The sequence below is a fragment of the Rhodanobacter koreensis genome (assembly GCF_054782855.1).
Map to the genome: position 1 here is coordinate 997,911 of NZ_BAAGRR010000002.1, position 26,159 is coordinate 1,024,069.

13 protein-coding genes, 2 tRNA genes and 1 other RNA gene are annotated in these 26,159 nt (G+C 66.6%); 3 read left to right on the forward strand and 13 right to left on the reverse strand.

Annotated features, from left to right (window positions below):
* Positions 1 to 21 precede the first annotated feature (21 nt).
* The 5 genes from dnaX to ACYVKM_RS10360 form a co-directional block, all read right to left on the reverse strand.
* Complete coding sequence (dnaX, locus tag ACYVKM_RS10340; RefSeq protein WP_460877501.1) at positions 22 to 1,716, reverse strand: DNA polymerase III subunit gamma/tau; 1,695 nt, start codon at positions 1,714 to 1,716, stop codon at positions 22 to 24.
* Positions 1,717 to 1,812: 96 nt separating this feature from the next.
* Positions 1,813 to 1,909: signal recognition particle sRNA small type (ffs, locus tag ACYVKM_RS10345), an RNA gene on the reverse strand.
* 105 nt (positions 1,910 to 2,014) lie between these two features.
* Positions 2,015 to 2,104, reverse strand: a tRNA-Ser gene (locus tag ACYVKM_RS10350).
* A gap of 97 nt (positions 2,105 to 2,201) precedes the next feature.
* The gene (locus ACYVKM_RS10355) at positions 2,202 to 2,963 is read right to left on the reverse strand and encodes an MBL fold metallo-hydrolase (protein WP_460877502.1); all 762 of its coding nucleotides are present in this window, start codon (positions 2,961 to 2,963) and stop codon (positions 2,202 to 2,204) included.
* A complete protein-coding gene (locus ACYVKM_RS10360) occupies positions 2,960 to 3,691 on the reverse strand; it encodes a 3-deoxy-D-manno-octulosonic acid kinase (RefSeq protein WP_460877820.1) in 732 nt (243 codons plus the stop codon). The genes ACYVKM_RS10355 and ACYVKM_RS10360 overlap by 4 nt, the downstream gene beginning before the upstream one ends.
* A gap of 68 nt (positions 3,692 to 3,759) precedes the next feature.
* Between ACYVKM_RS10360 and ACYVKM_RS10365 the strand changes: the two genes are divergently transcribed.
* A complete protein-coding gene (locus ACYVKM_RS10365; protein WP_460877503.1) occupies positions 3,760 to 4,803 on the forward strand; it encodes a glycosyltransferase family 9 protein in 1,044 nt (347 codons plus the stop codon).
* A gap of 10 nt (positions 4,804 to 4,813) precedes the next feature.
* On the opposite strand, the gene ACYVKM_RS10370 is transcribed toward ACYVKM_RS10365, so the two are convergent.
* Genes ACYVKM_RS10370 through hisS form a run of 3 tightly spaced genes read right to left on the reverse strand, consistent with a single transcriptional unit; the run spans position 4,814 to position 8,584 of the window.
* Entirely contained in the window at positions 4,814 to 5,212 is a 399-nt protein-coding gene (locus ACYVKM_RS10370; RefSeq protein WP_460877504.1) for a DUF6165 family protein, read from the reverse strand.
* 27 nt (positions 5,213 to 5,239) lie between these two features.
* Positions 5,240 to 7,141, reverse strand: coding sequence for an HAL/PAL/TAL family ammonia-lyase (locus ACYVKM_RS10375; protein ID WP_460877505.1), 1,902 nt, complete (start codon positions 7,139 to 7,141; stop codon positions 5,240 to 5,242).
* A 57-nt stretch (positions 7,142 to 7,198) separates the two neighbouring features.
* Complete coding sequence (gene hisS / locus ACYVKM_RS10380; protein WP_460877506.1) at positions 7,199 to 8,584, reverse strand: histidine--tRNA ligase; 1,386 nt, start codon at positions 8,582 to 8,584, stop codon at positions 7,199 to 7,201.
* A gap of 167 nt (positions 8,585 to 8,751) precedes the next feature.
* Between hisS and ACYVKM_RS10385 the strand changes: the two genes are divergently transcribed.
* Both ACYVKM_RS10385 and tssA read left to right on the forward strand, forming a co-directional pair.
* Positions 8,752 to 8,828: transfer RNA gene (locus ACYVKM_RS10385), tRNA-Pro, on the forward strand.
* 149 nt (positions 8,829 to 8,977) lie between these two features.
* Positions 8,978 to 10,024 (forward strand): type VI secretion system protein TssA, encoded by a 1,047-nt coding sequence (gene tssA / locus ACYVKM_RS10390; RefSeq protein WP_460877507.1) that lies wholly within the window; start codon positions 8,978 to 8,980, stop codon positions 10,022 to 10,024.
* Positions 10,025 to 10,046: 22 nt separating this feature from the next.
* Here the strand turns inward: tssA and ACYVKM_RS10395 are convergent, their stop codons facing one another.
* From ACYVKM_RS10395 to ACYVKM_RS10415, 5 genes are all read right to left on the reverse strand, one after another.
* On the reverse strand, positions 10,047 to 11,165 hold the full coding sequence (locus tag ACYVKM_RS10395; protein ID WP_460877508.1) for a hypothetical protein: 1,119 nt from the start codon (positions 11,163 to 11,165) through the stop codon (positions 10,047 to 10,049).
* Positions 11,166 to 11,244: 79 nt separating this feature from the next.
* On the reverse strand, positions 11,245 to 19,791 hold the full coding sequence (locus tag ACYVKM_RS10400) for a two-partner secretion domain-containing protein (RefSeq protein WP_460877509.1): 8,547 nt from the start codon (positions 19,789 to 19,791) through the stop codon (positions 11,245 to 11,247).
* Between the two features lie 12 nt (positions 19,792 to 19,803).
* Positions 19,804 to 21,858 (reverse strand): ShlB/FhaC/HecB family hemolysin secretion/activation protein, encoded by a 2,055-nt coding sequence (locus ACYVKM_RS10405; protein ID WP_460877821.1) that lies wholly within the window; start codon positions 21,856 to 21,858, stop codon positions 19,804 to 19,806.
* Between the two features lie 264 nt (positions 21,859 to 22,122).
* Positions 22,123 to 22,464 (reverse strand): hypothetical protein, encoded by a 342-nt coding sequence (locus ACYVKM_RS10410; protein WP_460877510.1) that lies wholly within the window; start codon positions 22,462 to 22,464, stop codon positions 22,123 to 22,125.
* Positions 22,461 to 26,156 carry a bifunctional serine/threonine-protein kinase/formylglycine-generating enzyme family protein gene (locus ACYVKM_RS10415; protein WP_460877511.1) on the reverse strand — a complete coding sequence of 1,232 codons (3,696 nt, stop codon included), beginning with the start codon at positions 26,154 to 26,156 and terminating at the stop codon, positions 22,461 to 22,463. The genes ACYVKM_RS10410 and ACYVKM_RS10415 overlap by 4 nt, the downstream gene beginning before the upstream one ends.
* Between the last annotated feature and the right edge of the window lie 3 nt (positions 26,157 to 26,159).

Below are 26,159 nucleotides of genomic sequence, written 5' to 3' on the forward strand. Positions count from 1 at the left end.
TCCGAATTCAACTACAAAAGTTCAACGTTCCACGGGCTTGATGGATTGCGGCACCACGCGCGCCCCGAATTCGCGCTTCAGCGATTGCACCAGCGGATCACCCTCGATCGCCTGCTCGGCGGCTACCTGAGCCGCATCGCGCGCCTGGGCGGCACGCGCCGCCGGTGTCTGTGTGGCCGTCGCATCCTTGCTGTTGCTGACAAAGCGCAGACGGATGCGTTCGCCCAACACCTGCCCGATGCGTTCCTCCATCTGGCTGACCATCGGCTCCACCGCCAGGGTCATGTGGGCGGGCTGCAGCGCCAGCACCAGGGTCTGACCATCGCGTTCGCGCAATACCGCGTTCTGAGCCAGCAGGCCGAACGGGCCACGCAAACCGGCCCGCTCGATCAAGGCCTCCCAGTTCGGCAGGCCATTGGCATCCCTCGCCATCGGAGCCGTCACGGCAGTCGCCGCCGGTTCCGGGCGTGCTGCCGGCTCCACACGTGGCGGTGGCGGGGAATCCTGCCGGCTCTCGGCCACGGCGGCAGGGCGCGCAGGCGCTGCCGCACTCGATCGTGGTGATGTTGCCGGTGGCATCGGGGTGCTGGCGACGGCAGGCCTTTCGGCACGAACTGCCGGCGCACCATCCCCCGGCCGAAACGCCAGCATGCGCAACAACGCCATTTCGAAACCGGTACGCGCATCCGGTGCCAGCACCAGATCACGCCGTCCGGAGGTGGCGATCTGGTAGTAGAGCTGCACGTCTTCCGGCGTCATCCGCTCGGCCAGGCCAACCAGCGCGTTGTCGTCGTCGCTGCCTTCCTCCGGCTGGTAGCCCGGGATCAGCTGAATCAATTGCAGGCGATGCAGCACGCTTGCAAGGTCATCCAGTACGCCGCCGAAATCCGGCGAATACGAAGCGATCTGCGTGCACTCGGCCAGCAGCCGCTCGCCGTCGCCGGCGGCCAGCGCATCGAGTACGCCCAGCACCTGACCACGCGCGACACTGCCGAGCATGGTGCGCACATCGTCAGCATGCAATGTGCCGCCGCCGTAGGCGATCGCCTGGTCGAGCAGCGACAGGCCGTCGCGCAGCGAACCATCCGCCGCACGCGCCAGCTCGCCGATGGCGCTGTCCTCGTAGGCGATGTTCTCCGCGCCGAGGATGTGTCGCATCTGGCCGGAGATCTGCTCCGGCAGCAAGCGCTTCAGGTTGAACTTCAAACAGCGCGACAACACCGTCACCGGCAGCTTCTGCGGATCGGTAGTGGCGAGCAGGAACTTCACGTGCGGCGGCGGTTCTTCCAATGTCTTCAGCAACGCGTTGAACGCGTTCTTCGACAGCATGTGCACCTCATCGACCAGGTACACCTTGAAGCGGCCACGCGAAGGAGCGTACTGCGCGTTCTCGATCACCTCGCGCACGTCGTCCACGCCGGTATTGCTGGCCGCATCGATCTCCAGCAGGTCGACGAAACGACCCTCGTCCACTGCCGTGCACACCGAGCACTCGCCACAGGGATCGGCCGACTGTCCGCGCTCGCAGTTCAGCGATTTGGCGAAGATGCGCGCAATCGTGGTCTTGCCGACACCGCGAGTGCCGGTGAACAGGTAGGCATGATGCATGCGCCCGGTCTCGAGCGCATTGGTGAGCGCGCGTACCACATGCTCCTGCCCAACCAGTTCGGCGAACTTGCGCGGGCGCCACTTGCGGGCGAGTACCTGATAAGACATGCCTGACTACCTTGGGGCGAACGTCGATTGTGCCAAGTAGCGGAAGCTAAGTCAGTAAAGCGGGCGTGGAATGTTCGTGGCCCGGAAAGGCGGCGGCCCCGCCAGCCACACCCCGGCACCCGAATCATTCGCTACCGTTGCTTCCTTCCGGACCTGGCGGAGTTTGCGAACTATCGTCGCGGGGGGACCGACGGGGCCACCATAGACGTGGGCTGCTAGCCCTGCCACGACAGCGCGGATAGCTGTCGCAGCATTTCATGTAGCGAGAACTCGAAGGCACTCGCACGGTTTCACTCACTGGCGGAGAGAGCGGGATTCGAACCCGCGATACGTTTTACCGTATACACACTTTCCAGGCGTGCTCCTTCAACCACTCGGACACCTCTCCGCATGGGTGAAACCGCCTTTGTCAGGCTATCAAGGCCCGGCAAAGAAGCGGAAGGATAACGTCAGGCCCGGTTACAGGCAAGCAGATGCAGCCGGATTCAGCCCGCATCGGCCCGTGGTGCAGACGGTTCACCCACGGCAATCCGGTCACCCATGGCCGCGATGCGATAGCCGAGCGAAGCCAGTGCGGTGCCATCGGCCACACTGCCGTAGTGGTACAGCAGCAGTCGCGAGCGCATTGCTTCGCCCGGATATTCACGCTCGATATCGTCGATGCCCGTGTGCGACGGATTGCCGACCAGGCTGCAATCGTGCGCAATCACTTCGTTGCCGTCAGCGTAACGCGCAAGGGCTTCCGGGATCGGACGGGTGTCGCCCGTATAGACAAAACTGCCGTCCAGCGCGAGTCCGTACGACGTGCCCGGTACGTGATGCCGGGTGGCGAACACGTCGAACCACAACCCGTCGAGCCAGAAGCCACGCGTGCACGGCACCAGCCGAAACGCTTCCCAGAAGTTGACGCCGCCTTCGGCAAGCGCGCCGGGATAATCCGCCACGCGTGCCTGCAGCCAGGGAATCAGCCCGGCATGGGCAAACAACCGGGTGGTACCGCGCAGGTGCGGATCGAACCACAGCCGGAAGAACAACCGCTCCAACCCGGCCACGTGATCCATGTGGGTGTGCGTGATGTACAGCGCCGGCGGCAACGCGTCGTAGGCGGCCACGTAGCGATCCAGCGTGTCAGGGCCGCAGTCGATCAGCAGCTGCGGCACGCCGGCACGCTCCAGCACCACGGCCGAGGAGCCGAGTTCCACCGCATGCGCGGCGCCCACACCGAGAAAATGCAGATGCCAGTTCATGGAGTCAGGGTACGCCCGTATCGGTAAAGTAGCGGTTGCCAGATGGCTTTCTCGAAGGCCGCCTCGTCTTGGTCGGCGGCACCGAGTTTGAGCAGCGAACGGTGCAGCCGCTGCAGGTTGGCCTGCTGCCAGGCGACGGCCGGGGCACGCAAGCGACCGCGGTCGAAGTCGATCAGGTACAACTCGTCCGGCGTCACCAGCACATTGTGCGCATTCAGATCGGCGTGCCAGATGCCGGCGCGATGAAAGCGTGCCACCAGCGCGCCGACTTCTTCAGCCAGCTCGCTATCCAGCCGTCCTTCCGCCAGGCGTTCGGCCAGTGTCCGCGCATTGACGATGCGACGGGTGATCAGGTCGGCGCTGTAGAACAGGCCATGCCGGACATAGCGCGCGGCCACCACCGCCGGCCCGGGCAGGCCGAGCCGGGCAATTTCGCCGAGCAACCTGAATTCTTCAAACGGACGCGTGCGCTCGGCCCCGGCCCACAGATAGCGATCCCCCATCAGGGCAGCGACCAGGCCACCGCGACGATAATGCCGCAACACGCATTCACCCACCGGCGTCGCGATGATCGCCACGCCACCACGGCCGCCTGCCTGCGTGCGCAAGGCGTTGCGCTCGCGCCAGTAGTCCGGCGCAAACCACTCGTGTCCGACTTGTGGCGACACCGCGGCATCGAACAGAATCGAGCCGACCGCGTCTTTGTATGTGCGTTCCTGCATCATCAGTGCTGCTGCACTCCGCTCACCGCTCACTCTCAGGCAATTCTAGCCCAAGCCCCATGACACCGAACCCGATGACTGCCGCTGCCTCGATCTGCCTGCTGCGCACCTCCGCCATCGGCGATGTCACCCATGTGGTGCCGCTCGTACGCACCCTGCAACAGGCATGGCCGGACACCGCACTGACCTGGATCGTCGGCAAGCTGGAACGCAAGCTTGTCGGTGATCTGCCCGGGGTGGGGTTCGTCACGTTCGACAAGGCGGCAGGCTGGGCCGGCATGCGTGCGGTGCGTGATGCATTGCGCGGACGACGTTTCGATGCCTTGCTGCAGATGCAGGTCGCCATGCGCTCGAATCTGCTGAGCCTGGGCATCAAGGCCGAGCGCCGTGTCGGCTACGACCACGCACGCGCGAAGGACCTGCATGGCCTGGTCATCAACGAGCGCATCCCGGCGCGCAGTGGCGAACATGTGCTGGATGCGATCGGCAGCTTCTGCGAACCGTTGGGATTGAAGCAGACATCGATACGCTGGGACATTCCGATTCCCGACGAAGCACATGCATGGGCCGCCGAACAGCTACCCGGCGATACGCCAATCCTGCTGGTCAGCCCTACCTCCAGCCATGCGTTGCGCAACTGGCGACCCGAGCGCTATGCCGCGGTGATGGATCATGCCGCTGCCCGCGGCTGGCGCGTGGCGCTGATCGGCGGCCCTTCCGCGATGGAACGCACGATGGCCGATGCCGTGCTGGCCGCGTGCCAGCGCACGCCGCTCGATCTCACCGGCAAGGACACGCTGAAGAAGCTGATGGCCATGCTCGGCCGCGCGCAGCTGCTGCTGACGCCCGACTCCGGCCCGATGCACATGGCCAATGCGGTCGGCACCAAGGTGCTTGGGCTGCACGCGGCGAGCAACCCGGATCGTTCCGGCCCCTACTCCGATCGCCGCTGGTGCGTGAACAAGTACGACGAAGCCGCGCGCAAGTATCTTGGCAAGCCGGCCGGCGAGATTGCGTGGGGCAGCAAGATCGAGAAGCCTGGCGTGATGGACCTGATCGGTGTCGATGAGGTGATCGAGCGCTACGATGCCGCAGCGCGCGAACTTGGCCTGGGTTGAAACCGGCGATTCAGACGGCCCGGTAATCCTGGTACGACTTTTCCTCGACCAGCTGCGAGCCGAGCTTGAGGTTGATCTCGCGCTTGAACGCCGCGCGCTCGTCGTTGCGGAAATACACCGCACGCGCCAGCTCGATGAACTCCTGGTCGAACGCCTGGGCGCGTTCCTTCAGACGGATCTTGTCCTCGATATCCCACAGCAGTTCGTTGACTGCGAACAGACGCGACCGCTCGTCGACTATATCGATCTGCGAGGCCGCGTGGTTGGCCCAGGTCGCGTTGAGCAGGTCCAGCTCGTTGCGCACGTTGGCCAGCTTGGTTGCATCGGTAATCCGTCGCGACTTGATCTCGAGGATGGTGATCTTGTCGATCAGCTCGCCGTAGGACACTGGAGTTTGGATCAGGCTCATGGACTTTCTTCCATTAAAGATGATGGTTCATACCGCAGAACGAAACGCACCCTGCTGCACCAGCGTACAGACCGTACGCACCTCGCCATCCAGCGCGCGGTCGCGATGCATGAAGCCGATGTGCTGGCGCAAGATCGCATGGGCATCACGCACGCTGGCTCCGGCATGGAAGTCGCCGGCGTTGGCCAGTGCGGCGGTGAGTTGCTGCACCTCGGTGACGAACTGCGCGTAGTGCGGCTGATCCTCGCGTGGCGCGTTGCTGATCTTGGCGGCCAGCGCCTGCCAGCCACCTCGGCTGGCCAGCCGGCGCGCGGCATTCAGCATCGCCTGGCGGTAGTCCAGCGCCTGCGCTGCTGTATACAGCTCCAGCGCCAGCACATGGCTGAGATCCTCGGTCATCTCCAGCACGTGGCGCGCCTCGTTGGCGCCCATCGACACGTGATCCTCGGCATTCGCGCTGGTCGGCACCGAATACACGCTGGCCGGATGCGCACGGGTGGCCAGGTCATTGACCAAGGCTGCGGCGGTGTACTGCACGATCATGAAGCCGGAATCGGTACCGTCCTCGTTGCCGGTGAGGAACGCCGGCAGGCCATCGTTGGTGGCCGAATCGACCAGTTTGTTGAGTCGACGCTCGGAGATCGAGGCCAGCACGGGAATCGCCGCCTTCACGTAGCTCATCGCCAGCGCCAGCGGCATGCCGTGGAAGTGGCCGGCGGAGATCACCTGTTCCTCGATGAACTGCGCGTCCTCGTTGTCCGGGAAGATCAGCGGATTGTCGGTGACCGAATTCAGTTCGATATCGAACACCCGGCACGCCTGCGCCCAGGCATCGCGCACCGCACCGTGCACCTGCGGCATGCAGCGCAGGCTGTAGGCATCTTGTGGCTGATGCTTCTTGCCGCCCTTGAATGGCAGGAAGCGGCTGTAGAACGCCTCGCGACCATGCCGCTGGTTGGCCGGCACCCAGTCCCAGCCGATGTCGAAACTGAGCGCCTGATCGTCCGGCTCGCTCCACGCTTCGGCACTCCACGACTTGAAGCGCGGCACCAGGTGATACGGAATATCGACCAGGGTGGAACCGGCCAGCAGCTCGCGCACATGCGCAGCAGTCTCGACCTGGCCCGGATGCGGACGCAGTGCATGCACTTCGGGGCGCAAGGCACCGCTGCGGCCGGCGAACGCATCCAGCGTCATCGACGCGGCGAGATCAGCCGTATCCAGCAATTGCTCCAGCGTGTCCAGCGCCAACACGCCCGTCGCCAGCATCTGCGCCGTGCCGTTGTTGAGCGCCAACCCTTCCTTGAACGACAACCGGATCGGCGTGAGGCCGGCGCGCTTCAGCGCTTCCGCACCCGACACGCGCTCGCCCTGATAGAACGCTTCGCCACCACCGAGCAGCACGATCGCCAGATGCGACAGCGGCGCCAGGTCGCCACTGGCGCCGACCGAGCCCTTCTCCGGCACCACCGGCACCACGCCGGCATTGAGCATCGCGGTCAGCGCCTCGAGCGTGCTGACACGGATACCCGAGTGACCGCGCATCAGCGTATTGATGCGGATCAGCAGCATCGCCCGCACCACGTCCTCGCCAAACGGCTTGCCCACGCACACCGCATGGGTGGTGATCAGGTTGTGCTGCAATTCTTCCAGCAGCGTGCCTTCGGGCTTGTGTGGATCCCCACCAGGCAATTCATCGCGTAACCGATGCGCACCGAGCAGCTTGTCGGCATTGCTCCCGAAACCGGTAGTGACGCCATAGGTCGGCTCGCCACAGCTGACTTTCTCGGCGAGGAAATCCGCGGCGCGCTGCACGCGCTTGAGTCCCGCCGGGTCCAGTGAAACCTTGTTGCCATGGCGTGCCACAGCCACCAGCTGGGCACGGGTAAGGCTGTTGCCGTCGAGAACGATGGTGTCGAATTTGCTCACTGCTGCCTCACTGATGAATTGCGTCGCCCGTTTCCTGATCACCTGACCGCAGGGCGTTCAGCCCATCGCGGCGGCCTGCTCCAGCTCCACCCGCAAGGTCTTGATCAGTTCACTGCGCGCGACCTCGAATTGATCCTCGCGACGCAGATCCTTCACCGTGACGACGCCCTTGGTGATCTCTTCCTCACCCAGCACGATCACGAAGCGGATGCCGGCGCGGTCGGCGTACTTGAACTGCTTGCCGAGCTTGCCACCCTCCAGCACCACCTCGGTGGCGATGCCGGCGCCACGCAGCTCGCCGGCCAGTGCGAGATAGGCCGGCAGTTGCGCCGCGTCCATCTGGGTCACCAGCACGTCGACCGTGCTGGTCGCGGTGCTGATCAAACCGGCATCACGCAATTGCCAGTACAACCGGGTCAGGCCGATCGAGATGCCGACACCCGGCAGCTGCGACTTGGTGTACTGGCTGGCCAGGTTCTCGTAGCGGCCACCCGAGCAGATCGAGCCGATCTGCGGGTGGTCATTCAAGGTGGTCTCGTAGACCGTGCCGGTGTAGTAGTCGAGGCCGCGGGCAATCGACAGGTTCAGCACGACATGCGTTTCCGGCACGCCGAACGCGTGGATCAGGCCCAGCACTTCCTTCAACTCGTTGCGGCCCTGCTCCATCGCTTCCGGGCCGGCGCCCAGCGCATCGAGCTTGTCGTACGCATCCTGCAGCGAGGTCGAACGCACCTGCACGAAGGCGAGGATCTTCTGCGCCACCTCGGCACTCAAGCCGAACGTCTCGCCGGTCAGCGTGTCGCGCACGTAATCGGCGCCACGCTTGTCCAGCTTGTCCACCTCGCGCAGCACCAGCATCTGCTGCTCGCCGTCGACGATGCCGAGACTCTCGAAATAGCCCCGCATCAGCTTGCGGTTGTTGAGCTGGATGGTGAACGCGCCGATGTTCAGTTCGCGGAATACGCTGTAGATCACCGCCGGAATCTCGGCGTCGTAACGCACCGACAGCGCATCCTTGCCGATCACATCGATATCGCACTGGTAGAACTCGCGGAAGCGACCACGCTGGGCGCGCTCGCCGCGATACACCTTCTGCATCTGGTAACGACGGAACGGGAAGCTCAGGTCACGCTCATGCTCGGCGACATAGCGCGCCAGCGGCACGGTGAGATCGAAGCGCAACGCCAGCTCGGGCATGCCCTCGTCGGCCTTGGCAGCGCTCAATGCACCGGTCGACTGCACGAAATACACCTGCCGCTCGGTCTCGCCGCCGCTCTTGGTCAGCAGCACGTCGGAGTATTCGATCACCGGCGTCTCGATCGGCAGGAAGCCGAAGCGCTCGTAATTGCGACGGATCACGTCGAGCATGCGCTGGAACGCAATCTGGTCGAGCGGCAGCAGCTCGAGCACGCCGGGCATGGTGCGGGCCGGGGTAAGCGCCATGGAATCCTCTACTGACGATGGGGAACATTCCGTCTGACCGCAGACCGCGCGACGGCAGCCGTCAAGATTAGCAGAACGCCATGCGCCCTCCGCAGCTGCCTCGGTAGCAGAATGTGTCGAACCTGTTGCCAAGCTCCTGCCCGGCGATTAAGATACGCGGCTTCCCACGGGGTGTAGCTCAGCCTGGTAGAGCGCTACGTTCGGGACGTAGAAGTCGCAGGTTCGAATCCTGTCACCCCGACCAAGAAAACAGACGACTTGGGCCACTCTCATCGAGTGGCCTTTTTCGTGGCGACAACCATGGCCGGATTGACGAAAACCGGCCGCGCTTTCGTTATATGCATTCGCAATTGCAGTATTATCCGGGTCTCATCCGGAGAGTCGTGTATTCCCATGACAAACTTTGCGCTGGATCCACTTCTCGCATCACTTGCGGAAACATCGCCGACGGGTGAAAACCTGGAATACGATACGGATTTCATGGCGCTTGAACGTGCCGCCGTGCCCAAGGCCGAGCGTGCCATCGGCGACAACGTCAAGGCCGCCGAGGAACCGGACTGGGACAAGGTAATTGCACTGGCCGAGGCCTTGCTGGGGCGTTCCAAGGATCTGCGTGTGGCGGTGCACCTGGCTACGGCCTGGATGCGCACGTCAGGCCTGCCCGGCTGGGCCGCGGGACTGCGCCTGATCCGCGGCCTGCTTGAGCAGTACTGGGACGGCGTGCATCCGCAACTGGATGCCGAGGACGACAACGACCCCACCGCCCGCGTCAATGCGATCGTGCCGATCGGCGACCTGCAGGGCGTGCTCGGCTATTTCCGCACCACCGCCTTCGTGCAATCGCCGCGGCTCGGCCGCTTTTCGCTGCGCGATCTGCGTATCGCCAATGGCACGCTGAAAATCGCCACGGCCGACGGCGATGCGGCCGGATTGCCGGCATTGAACGAAATCGAAGCCTGTTGCATGGACTGCCCGGAAGATCAATTGATTGATGCGGTCGCCGCGATCAACGAAGCGCTCGATCACGTCAAGGCGATCGACAACACCTTCAATGAGTACGTAGGCACGGCCGGACCGGATCTGAAAATCCTGCTCGGCGATATTCACGAACTGAAGAAGTTCCTGGATCCGCAGCTGGCTCGACGGCTGCCGCAGGCCGCCGGCGCCGACGATGCAGCCGGCGCCGAAGCGGGTGGCGCGACCACGCCGGGCGGCACGACCGCAGCCAGTGGCCGCATCGAGGGCCCCCAGGATGTGATACGTCGGCTCGACGAGCTGTGCGAGTATTACGCAAAACGCGAACCCTCCAGCCCGGTGCCGCTGCTGCTGCGCCGCGCCCAGCGGTTGATCGGCATGAACTTCGTGGATCTGCTGAAGGATCTCGCGCCTACGGGCATCAACGAACTGCAGGTGATCTCCGGTTCGACCGGAGACAACTGAGGCATCGCGCTGTGCGCGCCGGTCAGTAAACGCCTTTGCAACGGTTGGCGCCGGCGCGCACGAACAGCGTGTGCATGCCCGGATCCCAGCTCACCGACAGCCCGCCCGGCAACCCCGCCGTGATCGCGGCGTCGGCGCTCTGCACGATCGGTCCCGCCGTGGCGCTGCTGCCGTCCTCGTAGGCGGCCTTGGCCGTGATCGCGTAACTGACCGGGTCGGCGCAGGCCGATGTATCGATCGGCTGCGACACCGTGGCGCCATGCGCGGTGATGTCGGGCATCGCCCCCGTACCCAGCGACATGCTCCGCTCACCATTGGCCGCATGACAGACCGCCGTCAACGTATAGCTGACCGTGATGCGCAGCGGCGGCACGACCTGCACCGCCGCGGCAGCCTCCGGTTGCGCCGAACAGCCGAGCAGGAACACCTTGCGCTTGGGCAGCACATGCAACACGTAGCTGCCCGGTTCGAGCGCGGTCCCCGTCGGCCATTTCAATTCGATGCGCGCAGGTGACACACCGGTCACCACGGGCTGCGCGTCAAGCGATTTGCCACCGGCATCGGTCACCGTGATCTGCGGATCGGCGCACTGCGGGTCGGACAGGTTTGCACCGACCAGGGCAAACGCCACCGGCTTGGGCTCCGGACGGATCGCGAACAGCGGTCGATGGTCCATCGTCTCGACGGCATCGATCACCGGCGGCGCGGCTTTCGACGCATGCTCGACGGCCAACTGGTCGACGCTGACGGCCAGCGCCTCGATCAGCGCCTTCGCGTCGCCGCCAAGGCAGCCGTCAGAGGCATCGAGATACGCCTGTGTGCGCTGGGCCGCCGCATCGGCGCGCAGCAGCGCGGCCTGCGACGAACCGTCGAGCGCGGTGGCCGGCTTGTCCATGTTGCCGGCCAGCACCTTGCGCAATGTCGCGACCATCTGTTCGAGCCGCTGACTGGTCGCATCGAGACGTGCGTCGTGCAATTTGGCGGCGCGCGCCGCCAGCGCATGCCCGGTCGCATCGAGCCGCGTCGTCACGGCATCGCCGGTCAGCCGTGGCGGCAGCTGCGCCAAGGTCGGTACGCCGAATCCGAGCGCGACCAGGCCATACAGCAGGTGCGTAGCAACCCGTGCAGTATTCACCAGCATGCCCCGCTGGCGATCCGCGCGTCATGAGGCCGTGGCGCCACGCTGCGCCACGCCTTCGCCGAACCGGTGCGTAACTGGCTCATTCGTCCGGGCAGTCCGGATTCGCCGGCTGGCCGGGCTGGCACGCCTGCTGATCCGGCGGCAGCAGGATGCCGGACGGCACGATGCCGAACGAGCGGTAGTTCGCCGAGATCACGCTCGAGTCGATGTAATTGTCCCCGTGGTTGTTGGTGTTCTGCGCGCGGCTGGTCAGCACCGAGGTGGGAATGTTCACGCTCGGCTCGCCGGTCAGCGGCAGGAAATTGCCCTGCCGGTCCACCGCATAGAAATACGCCGGTGGCTGACCCACTGCGGCGACCAGTTGATCGCTCACGCCGGTGACGTAGATCGGGTTGATCGCGGTGCCGATCCGGCCGGTGGACGACCATGTACCGCTGCCGTCGTACAGCCAGGTGGTGCCGCTCTGCAGCAGATCGCCGTTGGTCACCGCCAGATACAGCGCCGACGTGCCCGCATTCACCGTGTACGCGCTACCGCCCACCGAGGCGAGGGTCAGCGTCTGGCCATTGGTGAGGCTGAAGCCGGCAGGCGAGGAAAATCCGCCGAGGATGCCGACATGGTTGTCGCGATATCCGCTCGCGCTGCCCAGCACGGACGGCCCGCTGGCGCTGCCAGTCAGCGTGGCCGCCGTGATGCTTCCGCCGCCGGCTTCGTCAATCGCGCCGGCCGAGGTCAGCGTGGTCGTGTTGCCGCTCACCGCGCCGTTGATCGACAGGTCGCCGCTGGTGGTGGTCAGCGTGGTGCTGACACCGCCGTTGACCGGGCCAGTCACCGTCAACGCCTGGCCATTGAGCAGGTTGAAGCCGTTCGCCGTGAAGCTGCCCAGCGTGCCGATGTAATTGACCGGATCGAGCACGGTGCTGCCCACCGAACTGCCGGTGAGCGTACCCGCCGTGACGCTGCCATTCGCGCCCTCGCTGATCGCCCCAGCGGAGACCAGCGTGGTCGTCCCGCCATTTACCGCTCCATTGATCGACAGACCGCCACTGGTGGTCTTCAGCGTGGTGCTGGCACCGCCATTGAGCGGGCCGGCTACCGTCAATGCCTGCGCGTTGCTCAGACTGAAGCCGCTCGCGCTGAAGCTGCCCAGTGTGCCGACCTTGTTTGCGCCATTGAGCGTGGCCGCACCAACCGCGCGACCGGTGAGCGTGGTCGCGGCGAGGCTGCCGCCGCTGCCTTCGTTGAGCGCCCCGGCCGAGGTGAGCGTGGTCGTCGCACCACTCACCGCGCCGTTGATCGTCAGGTCACCGCTGGTGGTGGTCAGCGTGGTGCTGGTGCCGCCGTTGAGCGAACCGGCCACCGTCAGCGCCTGGCCATCGATCAGGCTGAAGTTCGTCGCGCTGAACCCGCCCAGCGTGCCGATGCGATTGCCACCGCCATTGAGCGTGGTGTCGCCCGCCGAACTGCCGGCGAGCGTGCCGGCCGTAACGCTGCCGCCCGCACCTTCGCTGATCGCGCCAGCGGACACCAGCGTGGTCGTACCGCCGCTCACCGCGCCGTCGAGCGTCAGGTTGCCGCTGGTGGTCTTGAGCGCGGTGCTGCTGCCGCCGTTGAGCGTGCCGGCTACCGTCAACGCCTGCGCGTTGCTGAGGCTGAAGCCGCTCGCGTTGAAATTGCCCAGCGAAGCGACCTTGTTCGCGCCGTTCAACGCCACCGCACCCGTCGCGTTGCCCGTCAGCGTGGCGGCGATGATGCTGCCGCCGCTGCCTTCGCCGATCCCGCCGGCCGAGGTCAGCGTGGTCGTGCTGCCGCTCGCCGCGCCGTTGATCGTCAGGTCGCCGCTCGTGGTGGTCAGCGTGGTGCTGGCGCCACCGTTGAGCGGACCTGCCACCGTCAACGCCTGGCCGTCGATCAGGCTGAAGTTCGTCGCGCTGAAACCACCCAGCGTGCCGATGCGGTTGCCGCTGCCGTTGAGCGTGGTGTCACCCGCCGAACTGCCGGCAAGCGTACCTGCGACGAGACTGCCACCCGCGCCTTCGCTGATCGCGTCGGCCGAAGTGAGCGTAGTCGTCGCACCGCTCACCGCGCCATTGATCGTCAGGCCGCCGCTGGTCGTGGCCAACGTGGTGCTGCTGCCACCGTTGAGCGGACCGGCCACCGTCAGCGCCTGCGCGTTGCTCAGGCTGAAACCGTTCGCACTGAAGCTGCCCAGTGCGCCGACCAGGTTGGCGCCGTTCAAGCTGACGCTTCCGGCCGCACTACCCGTCAGCGTATTCGCCTTGATGACGCCGGTGGTCTGTGCAAGATTGCGCCCTGCCTTCAGCGTCACCGTGTTGCCGGTGAGACCGCTCGCCAGCACGAGATCGGAGCTGGCGCCGGTAGTGGTCAGCGTGATGTTGCCCGCACCGCCATTCGCGGAGGGCGCCGTGTTGACCGTGAGACTTTGGGCGTCGTTGAACGCGAAATCGCCGCCCGTGGTGAATACGCCCAGGTTCGTGATCGCGTTCGCACCGCCGAGCGTGGTGCTGCCGCTCGAGCTGCCGGTCAGCGTGGCCGCGGTGATGACACCGCCGGCACCTTCGCTGATCGCGCCGCCCGAGGTCAGCGTGGTCGTGCCGCTGCCGCTGTCGACGCCCGCATTGATCGCCAGACCGCCCGTGCCAGCCAGTGTCACCGCCGTGCCGCTGACGTTGCCGTTCACCGTCAGCGCGCCGGCCGTGGTGCTGATCGTGCTCGCGCCCGTACCGCCATTCACCACGCCGGCCACCGTCAACGCCTGCGCGTTGCTCAGGCTGAAACCGTTCGCGCTGAACGCGCCCAGGTTCGTGATCGCGTTCGCGCCACCGAGCGTGGTGCTGCCGCTCGAGCTGCCGGTCAGCGTGGCCGCAGTGATGACGCCGGTGGTCTGTGCAAGATTGCGCCCTGCCTTCAGCGTCACCGTGTTGCCGGTGAGACCGCTCGCCAACACGAGATCGGAGCTGGCGCCGGTAGTGGTCAGCGTGATGTTGCCCGCACCGCCATTCGCGGAGGGCGCCGTGTTGACCGTGAGACTTTGGGCGTCGTTGAACGCGAAATCGCCACCCGTGGTGAATGCGCCCAGCGCGTCTACCTTGTTCGCGCCCAGCAGGCTGATGCTGCCGGTCGAACTACCCGTCAGCGTGCCGGCCGTGATCACGCCCGTGGCTGCCGCCTGCGTGATCGCACCGGTCGCATTCAATGTCGCCGTGCCGGTGCCCGCATTCAACGCACCGTCCAGCGTGAACACGCCGCCATTCAAGGTCAGCGCACCGTTGTTGCTGTTCACGCTGCTGCCCGCCACCGCGTCGAGCGTGCCGCCCGAGCTCAGCGTCACGCCGGTGCCGGCAACACTGCCGGTGGCCGCCAGCGTGAGGTTGTCGCCCGCGCCTGTCGTGAGCGTGCTCGCTCCCGTGCCGCCCGTGACTGCGCCGGTCACCGTCAGCGCCGCGGCGTTCGTCAGGCTGAAGCCGTTCGTCGCGTTGAACGCACTCAACGTGCCGATCTTGTTCGCACCCAGCAGGCTGGTGCTGCCGGTCGAACTGCCCGTCAGCGTGCCGGCCGTGATCACGCCCGTCGCTGCCGCCTGCGTGATCGCACCGGTCGCATTCAGCGTCGCCGTGCCGGTGCCCGCATTCAACGCACCGTCCAGCGTGAACACGCCGCCATTCAAGGTCAGTGCACCGTTGTTGCTGTTCACGCTGCTGCCCGCCACCGCGTCGAGCGTGCCGCCCGAGCTCAGCGTCACGCCGGTGCCGGCAACACTGCCGGTGGCCGCCAGCGTGAGGTTGTCGCCCGCGCCTGTCGTGAGCGTGCTCGCTCCCGTGCCGCCCGTGACTGCGCCGGTCACCGTCAGCGCCGCGGCGTTCGTCAGGCTGAAACCGTTCGCGTTGAACGCGCCCAGGTTCGCGATTGCGTTGCTGCCGTCAAGCGTGGCGCTGTCCTTCGAATTGCCGGTCAGCGTGCCAGCCGCCAGCGTTCCAAGCGACTGGGTGATCGATCCGTTGCCGCTGTAGAGACCCAGCGTGCCAGTCGTCGTGACATTGTTCTGCAAGATGAGACCGTTGGTGCCGGTCAGGGATACATTGGCACCGCTGAGGGTGCCTGACGTCGTCAGCGTGTTGCCGGCGGACAGCGTCAGATCGCTGGTGCCGGTGTCGATATTGCCGCCGGGCAAGGCCAGCGAACCGCCGGCAATCAGGCTCACGGCGCCATTCGTGCCATCGGTCAGCGAGGCGATTGTCAGGTCGCCTGCGGCAGTGATCGCCACACCTGTGCCGGTGGCCGTCACTGCGCCACCGAAACTGTTGTTGTTGGCCAGACTGATCGCATGGCTGGCGGCATTGAAGGTTGATGCCCCCGTCACTGCGAACACACCGGTGCCCTGGGTGATGTCGCCTGCGGTGGTCGTCACCGAGAGGCCGCCACTGCCGATATTCAGCGCATTCGCGTTGAACGTGCCGCTGCTGGTGGTCAGGCCGGCAAGCGCACCATTGGCACCGCCGCCCACGGCGCCGGTGAACGTTACCGCGCCGCTGCCGGCATTCACGGCCAGTGCTTCCGCCGTGGCACCCGCGTTGCCCACCGTGCCGTCGAAGCTCACGTTGCTGTTGGTGGTCGTCAGCGTGGTGCCGCTGCCCAGCAGTACCGCGCTGTGATACGTCTGCGAACCGCCCGTGGCCACATTGCCGTTGAGCGTGATGCCGGCACCGCCGGCGGTCACGTCCAGGTTGCCGCCGATGGACGGCCACGACGCCAACGCGAGTGCCGCGTTGGTGTAATCAAGCGTGAGGTTGCCCGCCACGCTGGCAGGCAGCGTCAGTGGACCCGGTGTCGCCGCGGTGTTTTCCAGCGAAAGGTTGTTGATCCCCGCGCCTGAACCGACCGCGAAGGTCACCCCTTGCTGGAAGTCATTGGCCTGTGTGCCGAGAAGGATGTCCGCGCCCGTGCCGTTCTGTGTGAACGTCGCGTTGCCCGTCACCGTCAGCGCACCGGACTCGCTCATCGTGCCGCTGCTGGTGGCGTTCAGGTCACCCGTCACCGTGCCCTGCCCGAGGTTCAAGGTGCCTCCGCTGGTTACGGTCAGCGCACCGGTGTTCAACGTGCCCAGCGTCAGCGGATTTGTCACCGAGGCGATCTGCGTGGTGCCGCCGGTGAGGTTCACCGCACCGCCAAAGTTGTTGATGGGGGCGCCAGCGGTCAGCGTGATCGCGCCGCTGCCGGCGTTCACGGTGGTGGTGCCATTGACCGTCAACGCCCCAGCCACCTGGGTGATCGCCGCATTCGCACTGCCCAGCTGCAATGTGCTCGCCGTCACGTTGCTGTTCAACGTAAGGCCGCCACTACCAGTCAGCGACACGGCGCCGCCGCTCAGCGCACCGCTCGTCGTCAGCGAGCCACCATTGGACGCCAGCGTGAGCGCGCCCGAGCCGGCGTTGATCACGCTGCCCGGCAGCGTCAGCGTGCCACCGGCGGTCAGGCTTACCGCGCCATTGCCGCTGTCGGTCACGCCGGCGATGTCGAGGTTGTTCTTGTCGGTTATCGACACACCCGTGCCGGTCGCCGTCACCGCACCGGTGAAGTCGTTGTTGCCGTTGTTCAGCGCGAGCGCGCCGCCGCCGGCGCTGAAGGTCGACGTGCCGGTGACGGTGAAGGCACCACCCTGCCCGATGCCGCCGCCGGTCGTCGTCACCGACAGGCCACCCAGGCCGATATTCAGCGCGTTCGCATTGAACGTCTTGCTGCTGGTGGTCAGGCCCGACAGCGCGCCGTTGCTGCCACCACCTACCGCGCCGCTGAACGATGCGAGGCCGTTGGCGGCATTCACGGTCAGCGCTTCCTGCGTGGCGCCCGCGTTGTCCACCGTGCCGTTGAAACCCACCCCGGCATTGTTGGAGGTAAGCGCGATGCTGTTGCCCAGCGTTACCGCACCGTTGTAGCTCTGTGCACCGCTGGTAGTCACGTTGCCGTCCAGTGTGACCGCGCCGCTACCGGCGCTGCTCAAGCCGGTCAGCGTCGTCGTGCCACCCACTGCGCCGCCAAAGCTGGTCACGCCACTGGTGCTCGCCGTCAGGGCATATGCACCATCCACCGTCGAGCCGAAGTCGATCGTACCGCTGCCGGTGCTCGCCAGCGTGGCATTGCTGCCCAACGTCACCGCGCCGTTGTAGGTCTGCCCCCCGGCCGTGGTGATGTCCCCATTGAGCGTGGTCGCGCCGGTGTTCGTGGCCAGACTCGCCGCCTTCACCGCACCCAGACTCGTCGCACCGGTTCCATTCAAGGTCAAGGCGCCAATCGCACCGTTGGTGCCCGCGCCTACGGCACCGGTAAATGTCACCGCGCCGCTGCCGGCGCTCACCGTGAGTGTTTCCGGCGTGCCGCTCGCCGCGTTGTCCACCGTGTTGCCAAAGCTTACGTTGCTGTTGGTCGTCTGCAACGTGATGCCACTGCCCAGCAGTACCGCGCCCGCATAATTCTGCAGGCCGGTCGTCGTCACGTTGCCACCCAGTGTGACCGCGCCGCTGCCGGTGCTGCCCAGGCTGGTCAGCGCTGTCGTGCCGCCCACTACGCCACCGAACGTGGTCGCACCGCTGGTGTTCACCGTCAGCGCATGCGCACCGTCCACCGTCGAGCCGAAACCGATCGCACCGCTGCCGGTGCTCGCCAGTGTCGCGTCCGCGCCCAAGGTCACTGCACCGCTGTAGGTCTGCGCGCCGCTGGTAGTCACGTTGCCGCCTAGCGTGACCGCGCCGCTGCCGGTGCTGCCCAGGCTGGTCAGCGCTGTCGTGCCGCCCACTACGCCACCAAACGTGGTCGCACCGCTGGTATTCACTGTCAGCGCGTGCGCGCCGTCCACCGTCGAGCCGAAACCGATTGTGCCGCTGCCGGTGCTCGCCAGCGTCGCGTCCGCGCCCAAGGTCACCGGGCCGTTGTAGGTCTGGCTGCCGCCGGTGGTGATGTTGCTGTTGATGTTGATGGCGCCGCCCGCCACAGCGGTGTCCGTGCCGTTGGCAGTGGCCGAGTTCAGCACCAGCGCCGATGTTCCGCTGCCCGTGAGCGCGGAGTTGACGTTGACGTTGTTGGCCGCAGTGAGGGTAAGCGTGTTGGCGCTCCAGCTCACCGCATCATTCACATTGATGTTGCCGCTGCCGGCGGTGGCGCCGCTGCTGGACAGGATCGTGACATTGCCGCTGCCGAGATTGCTGCCGAGCGTGGCGCCGGTGATGTCGCCACCGCTGGCGGCGATGGTGAAGTCCTGCGGATCGATCAGCCAGTCGCCGCTTTGTCCGCCGGGGGCCAGCGTGTTGACGTGAGCGCTGTCGGCGATATTCACATGCCCCGCCGATGTCTCGATGGCACCGCCGTTGCCACCTTGCGCACCACCGCGGGCACTGAGGTTGCCGGCGATGTCGGCGTTCTGGTTGCCCCACACCACCACGGAGCCGCCGTTGCCGGACCGCGTGGCATCGGCATCCAGCGTGGCACCCGCACCGAGCGTGCTGCTGGCTGCCGTGAGCAGGCCTTCGCCGCCGCGCTGGCCGCCACCCACGCGGATGCTGCCGCCGCCCAGCGTGCCGGAGGCGTTCACGTTACCGCTTACATTGACGCTCTGATCGGACAGCAACTGCGCGCTGCCGCCGTGCACGCCCGAGACATCGATGCTGCCACTGTTGACGGTGTCGCCACCGTTGCCGATCAGACGCACCACGCCGCCATCGGTGCTGATGCCGTGTGCGTCGATCACGCCACTGTTGTTGACCAGGTTGGTGAACAGGCTCTTCGCGGCCGAGGCCTGCAGCACCACGGTGCCGCTGTCGGCCTGCAGTGTGCCCTTGTTGGTGACGGCGGCCTCGTCGACATTGAGCCGCTGCTGCAGTGCGCCGGTGATCTGCACGTTGATCAGGCCATCGCCGTCGAAGTCCAGCACGGCCTTGTCGGCACCGTCGAGGTTGATGCGGCCGTAGTTGGCCACGATCAGGCCGTCGTTCTGCACCTGGCCACCGACCAGGCTCACCGAGCCGCCACTGGCTGCCTGGATGGTGCCGTGGTTGACGATGCCGGCGCTGCCGCCGTGTGCGTCGAGGTTGAAATGACTGGCAAGGAAATCGCCGGGCGTGAGGTCGAGCGTGCTGGCCATCAGGCCGCCCACGTTCAACTGCGCGCTGGCACCGAAGATGATGCCGTGCGTGTTGATCAGGAACACCTGGCCGTTGGAGTTGATGTGGCCGAAGATCTGGCTGGGGTTCTGGTCGAGGATGCGGTTGAGCGCCACCGCGTTGAACGAGGGCTGGTTGAACAGCACGGAGGCGTCCTTGCCCACGTTGAACGTCTGCCAGTTCAGCGCGAGCAGGTGCGACTGCTGGTTGACGACGGTATTCGCACCGTTCTGCAGGATCGCGCCGGCACCGCCCACGATCACGCCGCCGGTGGGCGAGGTGTTGGGCGCGATGCCCGGCACGCCGGCCAGCGCCACGCCACAGAACGCGAACGAGCCGGCGACTATCAGGCCCAGCATCGAAAGGCTGGCGGGCAGCAGCTTGCGCCGCGGCATGGCGTGCGCGCCGGTCGGCTGACGGGAGATGCGATGCGTCGTGTCGATGAGCTTGTTCATGGTCGTCATCCGTCAAAACGTGAAGCCGAATCGCGCGTATACGTGATAGCCATGTCGATCCGAGGCGTCCTGGCTGCCCAGCGGCACGGCACCGTCCAGATGAAATTCGAAATGATGGAAACGCGGCAGGCGGAAGATGAAACCTGCGCCCGCTCCGCTGTAGCTCAACGGCTTCGCGTTGTTGCCCAGGTTCGCACCGGCCGGGAAGCCGCGCGCGTAATCCACGAACGTCTCGAATTCGAGCAGCTCGCGCCACGGCCGCCCGTAGAACGGCGACACCTTGTCGCCGAAGCCCGGCGCGTCGACGTGGTATTCCAGCGAGCTGTAATAGCCGCGATCCAACAGCGCGTCGGCGATCGGATACGCGCGTACGCTGTCCGGGCCGCCGATGGCGAGCTGCTCCAGCGGCGCCAGTGCGTCGCGCGTGTACTGGCCGGAGAGCTTGAAATACAGCCGTTGCGACTTGCTGAGAAACTGCAGGCGCGTGTACGCCAGGCGGGTGACCAGGAAGCTGTGCGCGTGGTCGGGGCTGACCAGGTCCGGCTCGCGCGAGTCATCGCTGATCGATTTGCGGATGCCGACGGTGAAGATGTCGACGCCCTGGAAGCGGCGGTCGGTGTGGTCCAGCCCGAAACCGAGTTCGGCCACATTGAAGCGCTCGTCGGACAGCGGAAAGCCCAGACTGCTGAGCTTGGACTCCTCGTGGATCACGTGCAGCGAGCCAAGCATCTTCAGGTCTTCGTCGTTGACGAACTTCCAGTCCGCGCCGCCGAAATACGAGGAACTCGGCCCCTTCACGTCGAGCGCGGCGAACTCGCCGGAGTTGATCTGCAGCTCGCTGCGGGTCGCGCCGACCACGCCGCTTAGCCCCGGCACCACGACCGTCGGCGCGCGATACACCAGCGAGCCATACACGTTCTGGTTCGGGTCGAGCGCGTAGTCCACGTTGGCGGCGAGGCTGTCGCCGATGCCCAGCGGGCTGTTCCAGGTGATGCCGGCCTGCGCGCGGTAGCGACCGGTGAGATCGGTGCCGTAATTGTTCGCGCCCGTGGTGAAGGTGAATGGCAGCGGCGCCTCGCGCGCGACCATGATGAGGTCGGTCTCGCCGGTGTGCTCGCCCGGCTGGAAGGTGGACGCTACCGACACGCCCGGCAGGTCGCGGTCGTACAGCAGAGCGGTGTCGATGTTGTGTTTCTGCAGCGGCTCGCCCTTGAGCCTCTCGGCCGGTGCCGCGATCACCCCCGGGTAATACCGCTTGGTGCCCTTCACGATGATGCGGCCGATCCTGCCTTCGAGCACCTGGATATGGATGCGCTGGTCGGCACCCACGGTCTGCGCCGGCAGGAAGGCGGTGGCGACGATGAAGCCGGCCTTGCGGTAGCGCTCGGTGATCGCGTCGGCCACGCCCTGCAACTGGACGAAGGTGAGCTGCGCCGACTGGCCGTCCTTGCCACCCAGCCGCTGGTACTGCGCGTCGGCCAGCGCCTGGACGGTGGCTGGCGTGATGCCGGCGTCGGCATGCTTGCCCACGCCGTCCACCACGAAGCCGCTCACCGCGATCTGTTGGGCCTGGGCGGCATCGGTGTCGCGGTCCTTCAATGGCGGCACCACGTTCGCCGCGAGTGCCGGCGGCGCGGCCGGCGATGCGGGCGGTGCAACGGCTGCAGCCTGCGCGACGGCGGGCGTCGCCGCGGCGGCAGGCGCCACCGGTGCGCTTATGTCATGCGCCTGGAAGGCGACCACCTGATCCGCGAGATAGGCGTGCGCATCGGCGTGACCAGCCTGCTTCAGCGCCGCAGTGATCCGCTCCGCCACGGCTTGCAGATGCGGGCGGTCAAGCGCCGCAGGGTGACCTGCCGCCGCCATCGCACGCTGGTATTCGGTGTCGACGATCTGCTGGACACCGGGCGTGTCGGCCGCCACCCCGCTCACCAGAATTTCCTGCGACGGCGCGGTCGCCGCGGCCGGTCTGCCGGGCGCCGGACCGGGTTGGGCGGGCGACAGGCCCTGCGCCCAAGCCTCGCCGCCGGTCAAGGCCAACGCCAAAGCTGCTGCCAGACAAGCAATCCGCACGACACTCTCCCCTCGGGCCTGTGGCCGCTCGATACCGCACGATGTTCTGGTGACCGCCCCAGGCAGCCCCGGATTCCAGGTGCACACACCGGACGGCACCGTGATCCGGCTCCATCCGACGGCAATCATTGTTTGTGATGTGGCGCACACATTGCCCTGCTCACTTAGGTATTGCGCAAGACGACTACGGATTTGGTCACCCGCTCTGTGTCCGTTCAAACTCCACTCATGTTCGCCCTCGCCAGGCCGGCGTCGCCGTCAGCCGACCCGCAGCAGGCCATACAACAACAGCGCGCACAGCACGGCGCCTCCCCCGAACAGCAACAGTTGTCTCCACGCCACTGCGGAGCGCGACGGGAACAACGTGGGCAGCATCTCCTCCGAGGCGCCGTGATGGACACGCTTCGAGCCGCCAACGTCTGGCGCGGGGTTCGACGTGGGCACGATCGCGTTGCGCGCGGTGACGCCGTGGCTGTCGCACAACGTGCCCAGCACGTAGCGGCGGCGCGCGCGGTATTCCTCGCGGGTGATCCGACCCAGCCGATGCGCCTCGTCCAGGCTGTGCAGGTTGTGATTGGCCTGACGTTCGCGCTCGGTCATTTCAGCTCCCTCAGGATGCGGAAGCCCACGTCCTTCTGCGGTGCCCCGCTGTCGCTGCGCTGGCTGGCCACGGTGCAGTCGGACCAATAGCTGTTGTAGCTGCCGCCACGCACCGCCACGGCGCCGCCGCTGGTTACCCACTCCCACACGTTGCCGGACATGTTCACCAGCCCCCACGGATTCGGCTCGCGCCCCAGTGCCGAGATCGGCGCGCCCGTATTGTCGTCGCCGCTGGACGAGGGCGGAATGCAATTACTGTCCGGCGACTGCTTCCAGCCGCTGCCGGCCTGCGCCGCATGCAGCCATTCGGCGTCGCTGGGCAGGCGATAGGTATAGCCGCTGGCCTGGCTCAACCAGCCGGCATAGGCGCGAGCCTGCGCCAGGCTGATGTCGCTGATCGGCAGGCCGCCGGCTTCGCGGTCCGCCACCGGCTTCAGCGCGCACTGCCTGGTGGTGCTGCAATAGCGATTGAACTCGCTGACCGTGATCTCGGCGCGCGACAGTGCATAGGGCTTGCCACCGCCCAGACCCGGCACCACCACCAGCGCCGGCCCGCGATGATTGCCGTCCAGCGTGTCGAAGCAGGCACGGCCCTTGCCGACCAGGTCGGGGCGGTCGCAGGGATCGGCGCCCGCCGCGCCGGCCACCGCGGCAGCCACCGTGCCAGCACCGGTCTTTGCCGTCGGCGCGACCGTGGTACCGGGTTTTGCGGCGGCCACGCCCGGCTTCGACGGCGCCCCTGCCGCAGGCACGCCGGCCACGGGCGGTGCCGGGGTCGCCGGCGCATTCGCTTCCGGCGTGGTGGGTGCGGTGGTGGCGAGCACGCTCGACTTCAAGCTTTCGAGCAGGTCCGCCAGCGTGCCTTCGAGCTGGCCGTGCAGCTTCATGTCCGCTTCGAGCTGGCCCAGGCCATCGGCATCTGCCTTTCGCAGATCGTCCAGCTGCCTCTGCATGCGCGTGAAGTCGGCGCTCGCCAGTGGCTTGCCGCGCGCCTTCATCAACGCGGCGACCAGCGTATAGCGTGCATGCGCGTTGCGCAGGTCCGGACGGTCGCCCAGTGCTTTGAGGCCCTTGGCCAGCGTGTCCACAGCGCCCTGATACTTGCCTTGCTGGAACGTGCTCTGCGCCTGGCCCAGATAGGCATTGGCGAGCAGTTGCGGACCGTCCTTGGCAAGGAACGGGTTGTCCGGCTGCAGGGTCCGGATGCGCTCCAGCGATTCCTGCGCCTTGGCGATGTCGTCGGCCGCCGCCGCGCGCTTGAGCGATTCGATGCGCGAGGCCACCTCGGCCGTGGCGCTCTCCTGCGCGAGTTGCGCCTGTTGCTGCTGCTGCATCGCGCCCAGTCGCGTGCGCTGGGCGAGCAACTTCGGTGATTGCGGTGCGTACTGCAGGCCGAGCGCGACCAGACTGTCGGCCTGCTGCAGCTGCAGCGGTGCGGTCTGCTGGCTGGCCTGGGTGGCGATGACGTCGGCCAGCGCATCGGTCAGCCGCTGGGTTTCCGGCGCGTGGTCGTTGCGCAGCACGCCCATGGCGCCGCTTACCGCGGCCTGCCATTCGGGCGTCATCGCCGGCTGGGCGATCAGTGCGGCCAGCTCCTTGCGCGCCTCGGGCACGCTCTGCACCGGCGGCCCGGCCTGCGGCTGCGCCGCCGGCACGCTCTGGCTGAGCGCAGCCAGCTGCGCCACGCGCTGCTTCAATCGCAAGGAATCGGGAAACAACCGGGTGGCGAGCGCGAGTTGCGTCTTCGCCTCGTCCACATGATGCGTGCCGAGCGACTGACCGATCGCGATGTCGTACTTCAGCTCCAGCTCGGCGTTCTTCAGCAGGTCGCTGTGCGGATCGATCGCGCGGATCGTCGCCAGCGTGGCCACCGCGTTGTCCGGCTGGTTCTCGAAGATCGTGCCCGCATCGATGCGCTGGGTGAGCTGGGTGTCGAGCGTGTTGAGCAGGTCGTTCTTCTGCTGCTCGATCGCGCCGCGCTTCATGTCCAGCTGCGGCGAGTACAACTTGAGCTGGTCGCGCAGTTGCAGCACGTGCTGCGCGCCGGCGTAGTTGTAGCGGCCCTTGCCCGGATTCCAGTACGCGTCGATGCGGGCGAGCAGAAAGCCCTGGATCGCGTCGCCCTGGTCGAGCACGAGCCGCTTGCGCTCGTCGTCGCCGAGGCTGCCCAGCGCCTTCAGCGCCTGATCCTCGTTTGAGTAATGGTGGGGGTTGGCGAGCGCGAACTGCGCAATCACCTGTGCCACATGCCGGCTATGCAGGTACTGCGACAGTCCCCAGCCACCCGCCGCGAGCACCACCACCGCACCGATGCCGTACGCCAGGTGCCGGCCATAGCGTTCGTGCAGGTGCACGTCGCGCAGGCCATCCACCAGTTCGGCGGCGGTCTTCAGGCGCTGCTCGCCGTGGAAGGCCACCGCATCGCACAGCGTCTTGTACTGGCGCCGTGTGAGGCCCGGCACCGGCGGCGGCTTGCGTCCTTCCTTCAGCGCCACCTCGGCGCTGACCTTGTCGAACGGATGCTTGCCGGTGAGCAGTTCGAACGCCACGCAGCCGAGCGCGTAGATGTCGTCACCGGGCGACGGTTCGGCGCCGCGGATCATCTCCAGGCTGGCGTAGGCCGGAGTCAGCGCGCCGAGCGTGCCGGCGTCGAACACGGTCTGCTCGCCGACCGCATCGCCCAGGTGCTTGCCGGCGCGGGCGATGCCGAAATCGAACACCTTCGGCACGCCGTCGCGGGTCACCATCACGTTGCCGGGCTTGAAGTCCGAGTGCACCACGCCCGCGGCGTGCGCTCGCTTGAGCGCCCACGCCATGCCCTCGATCAGCGGTCGTGCCTCGGCCAGCGGCAGGCCGTTGTAGGCACGCTCGCGTATCAGCGCCTTCAGGTCGGAGCCGTCGATGTACTCCATCGTCATGAAGACGATGGTGCCGTCCTTGTCGAAGTCGTAGACGCGAACGATGTTGTCGTGCGCCAGCTGCTGCGAGCGGCGCGATTCGCGCTGCAGCGCGATCAGCGAGTCGGGGTGGCGGCGGAACTCGTCGTTCAGCACCTTCACCGCGACATAGGGATCGCGATCACGCGCCTCGACCTTGCGTTCGTCGCGCGCGAGGAAAACCACACCCATGCCACCGCGGCCGATCTCGCGTTCCAGATGGAAGCGCCCCTTCAGCAGCATGCCCACGGTGGCGTAGTCGCCGCCTTCCGCAGTGGCCACGCGCTGCCAGCTGTCGCGGTTGAAGCTGCTGCTGGAACTGGTGCCCTGGGTGCCGGTGACGCCGGTGGTCTGGCCGTCCGCGGGCGAAGGTCGCGACGCCGGCTTGACGATGGTGGCCTCGTCGCGTGGCGGCGGCCGCGAAGTCGGCTGCACCACGGTGGCGTCGTCCTCGCCCGCTGCGCCTGCGGTTGCGCCGGCCGGCGGCGGCCGCGAGGCAGGCTTCATCACGGTCGCATCCTCGGCGTCGGCATCGAGCGGCACCGTCGGTGCCTGCAGGATCGTGAGCTTGGTGATCAGCGCACGGGCCAGCATGGGATCGAGGTCGCCTTCGTCGCGTCGGCGTTCGAGCAGCGCCAGCTCGGCGCGATGTTCGGCCTCGGGCAGTGCGCCACGCGCGGTCAGCGCGTCGAACAACGCCGGCAGCTTCAGCCGGCCGGCCTGGAACGCGTCAATCAGTTCAACGATGGGTGTCATGTC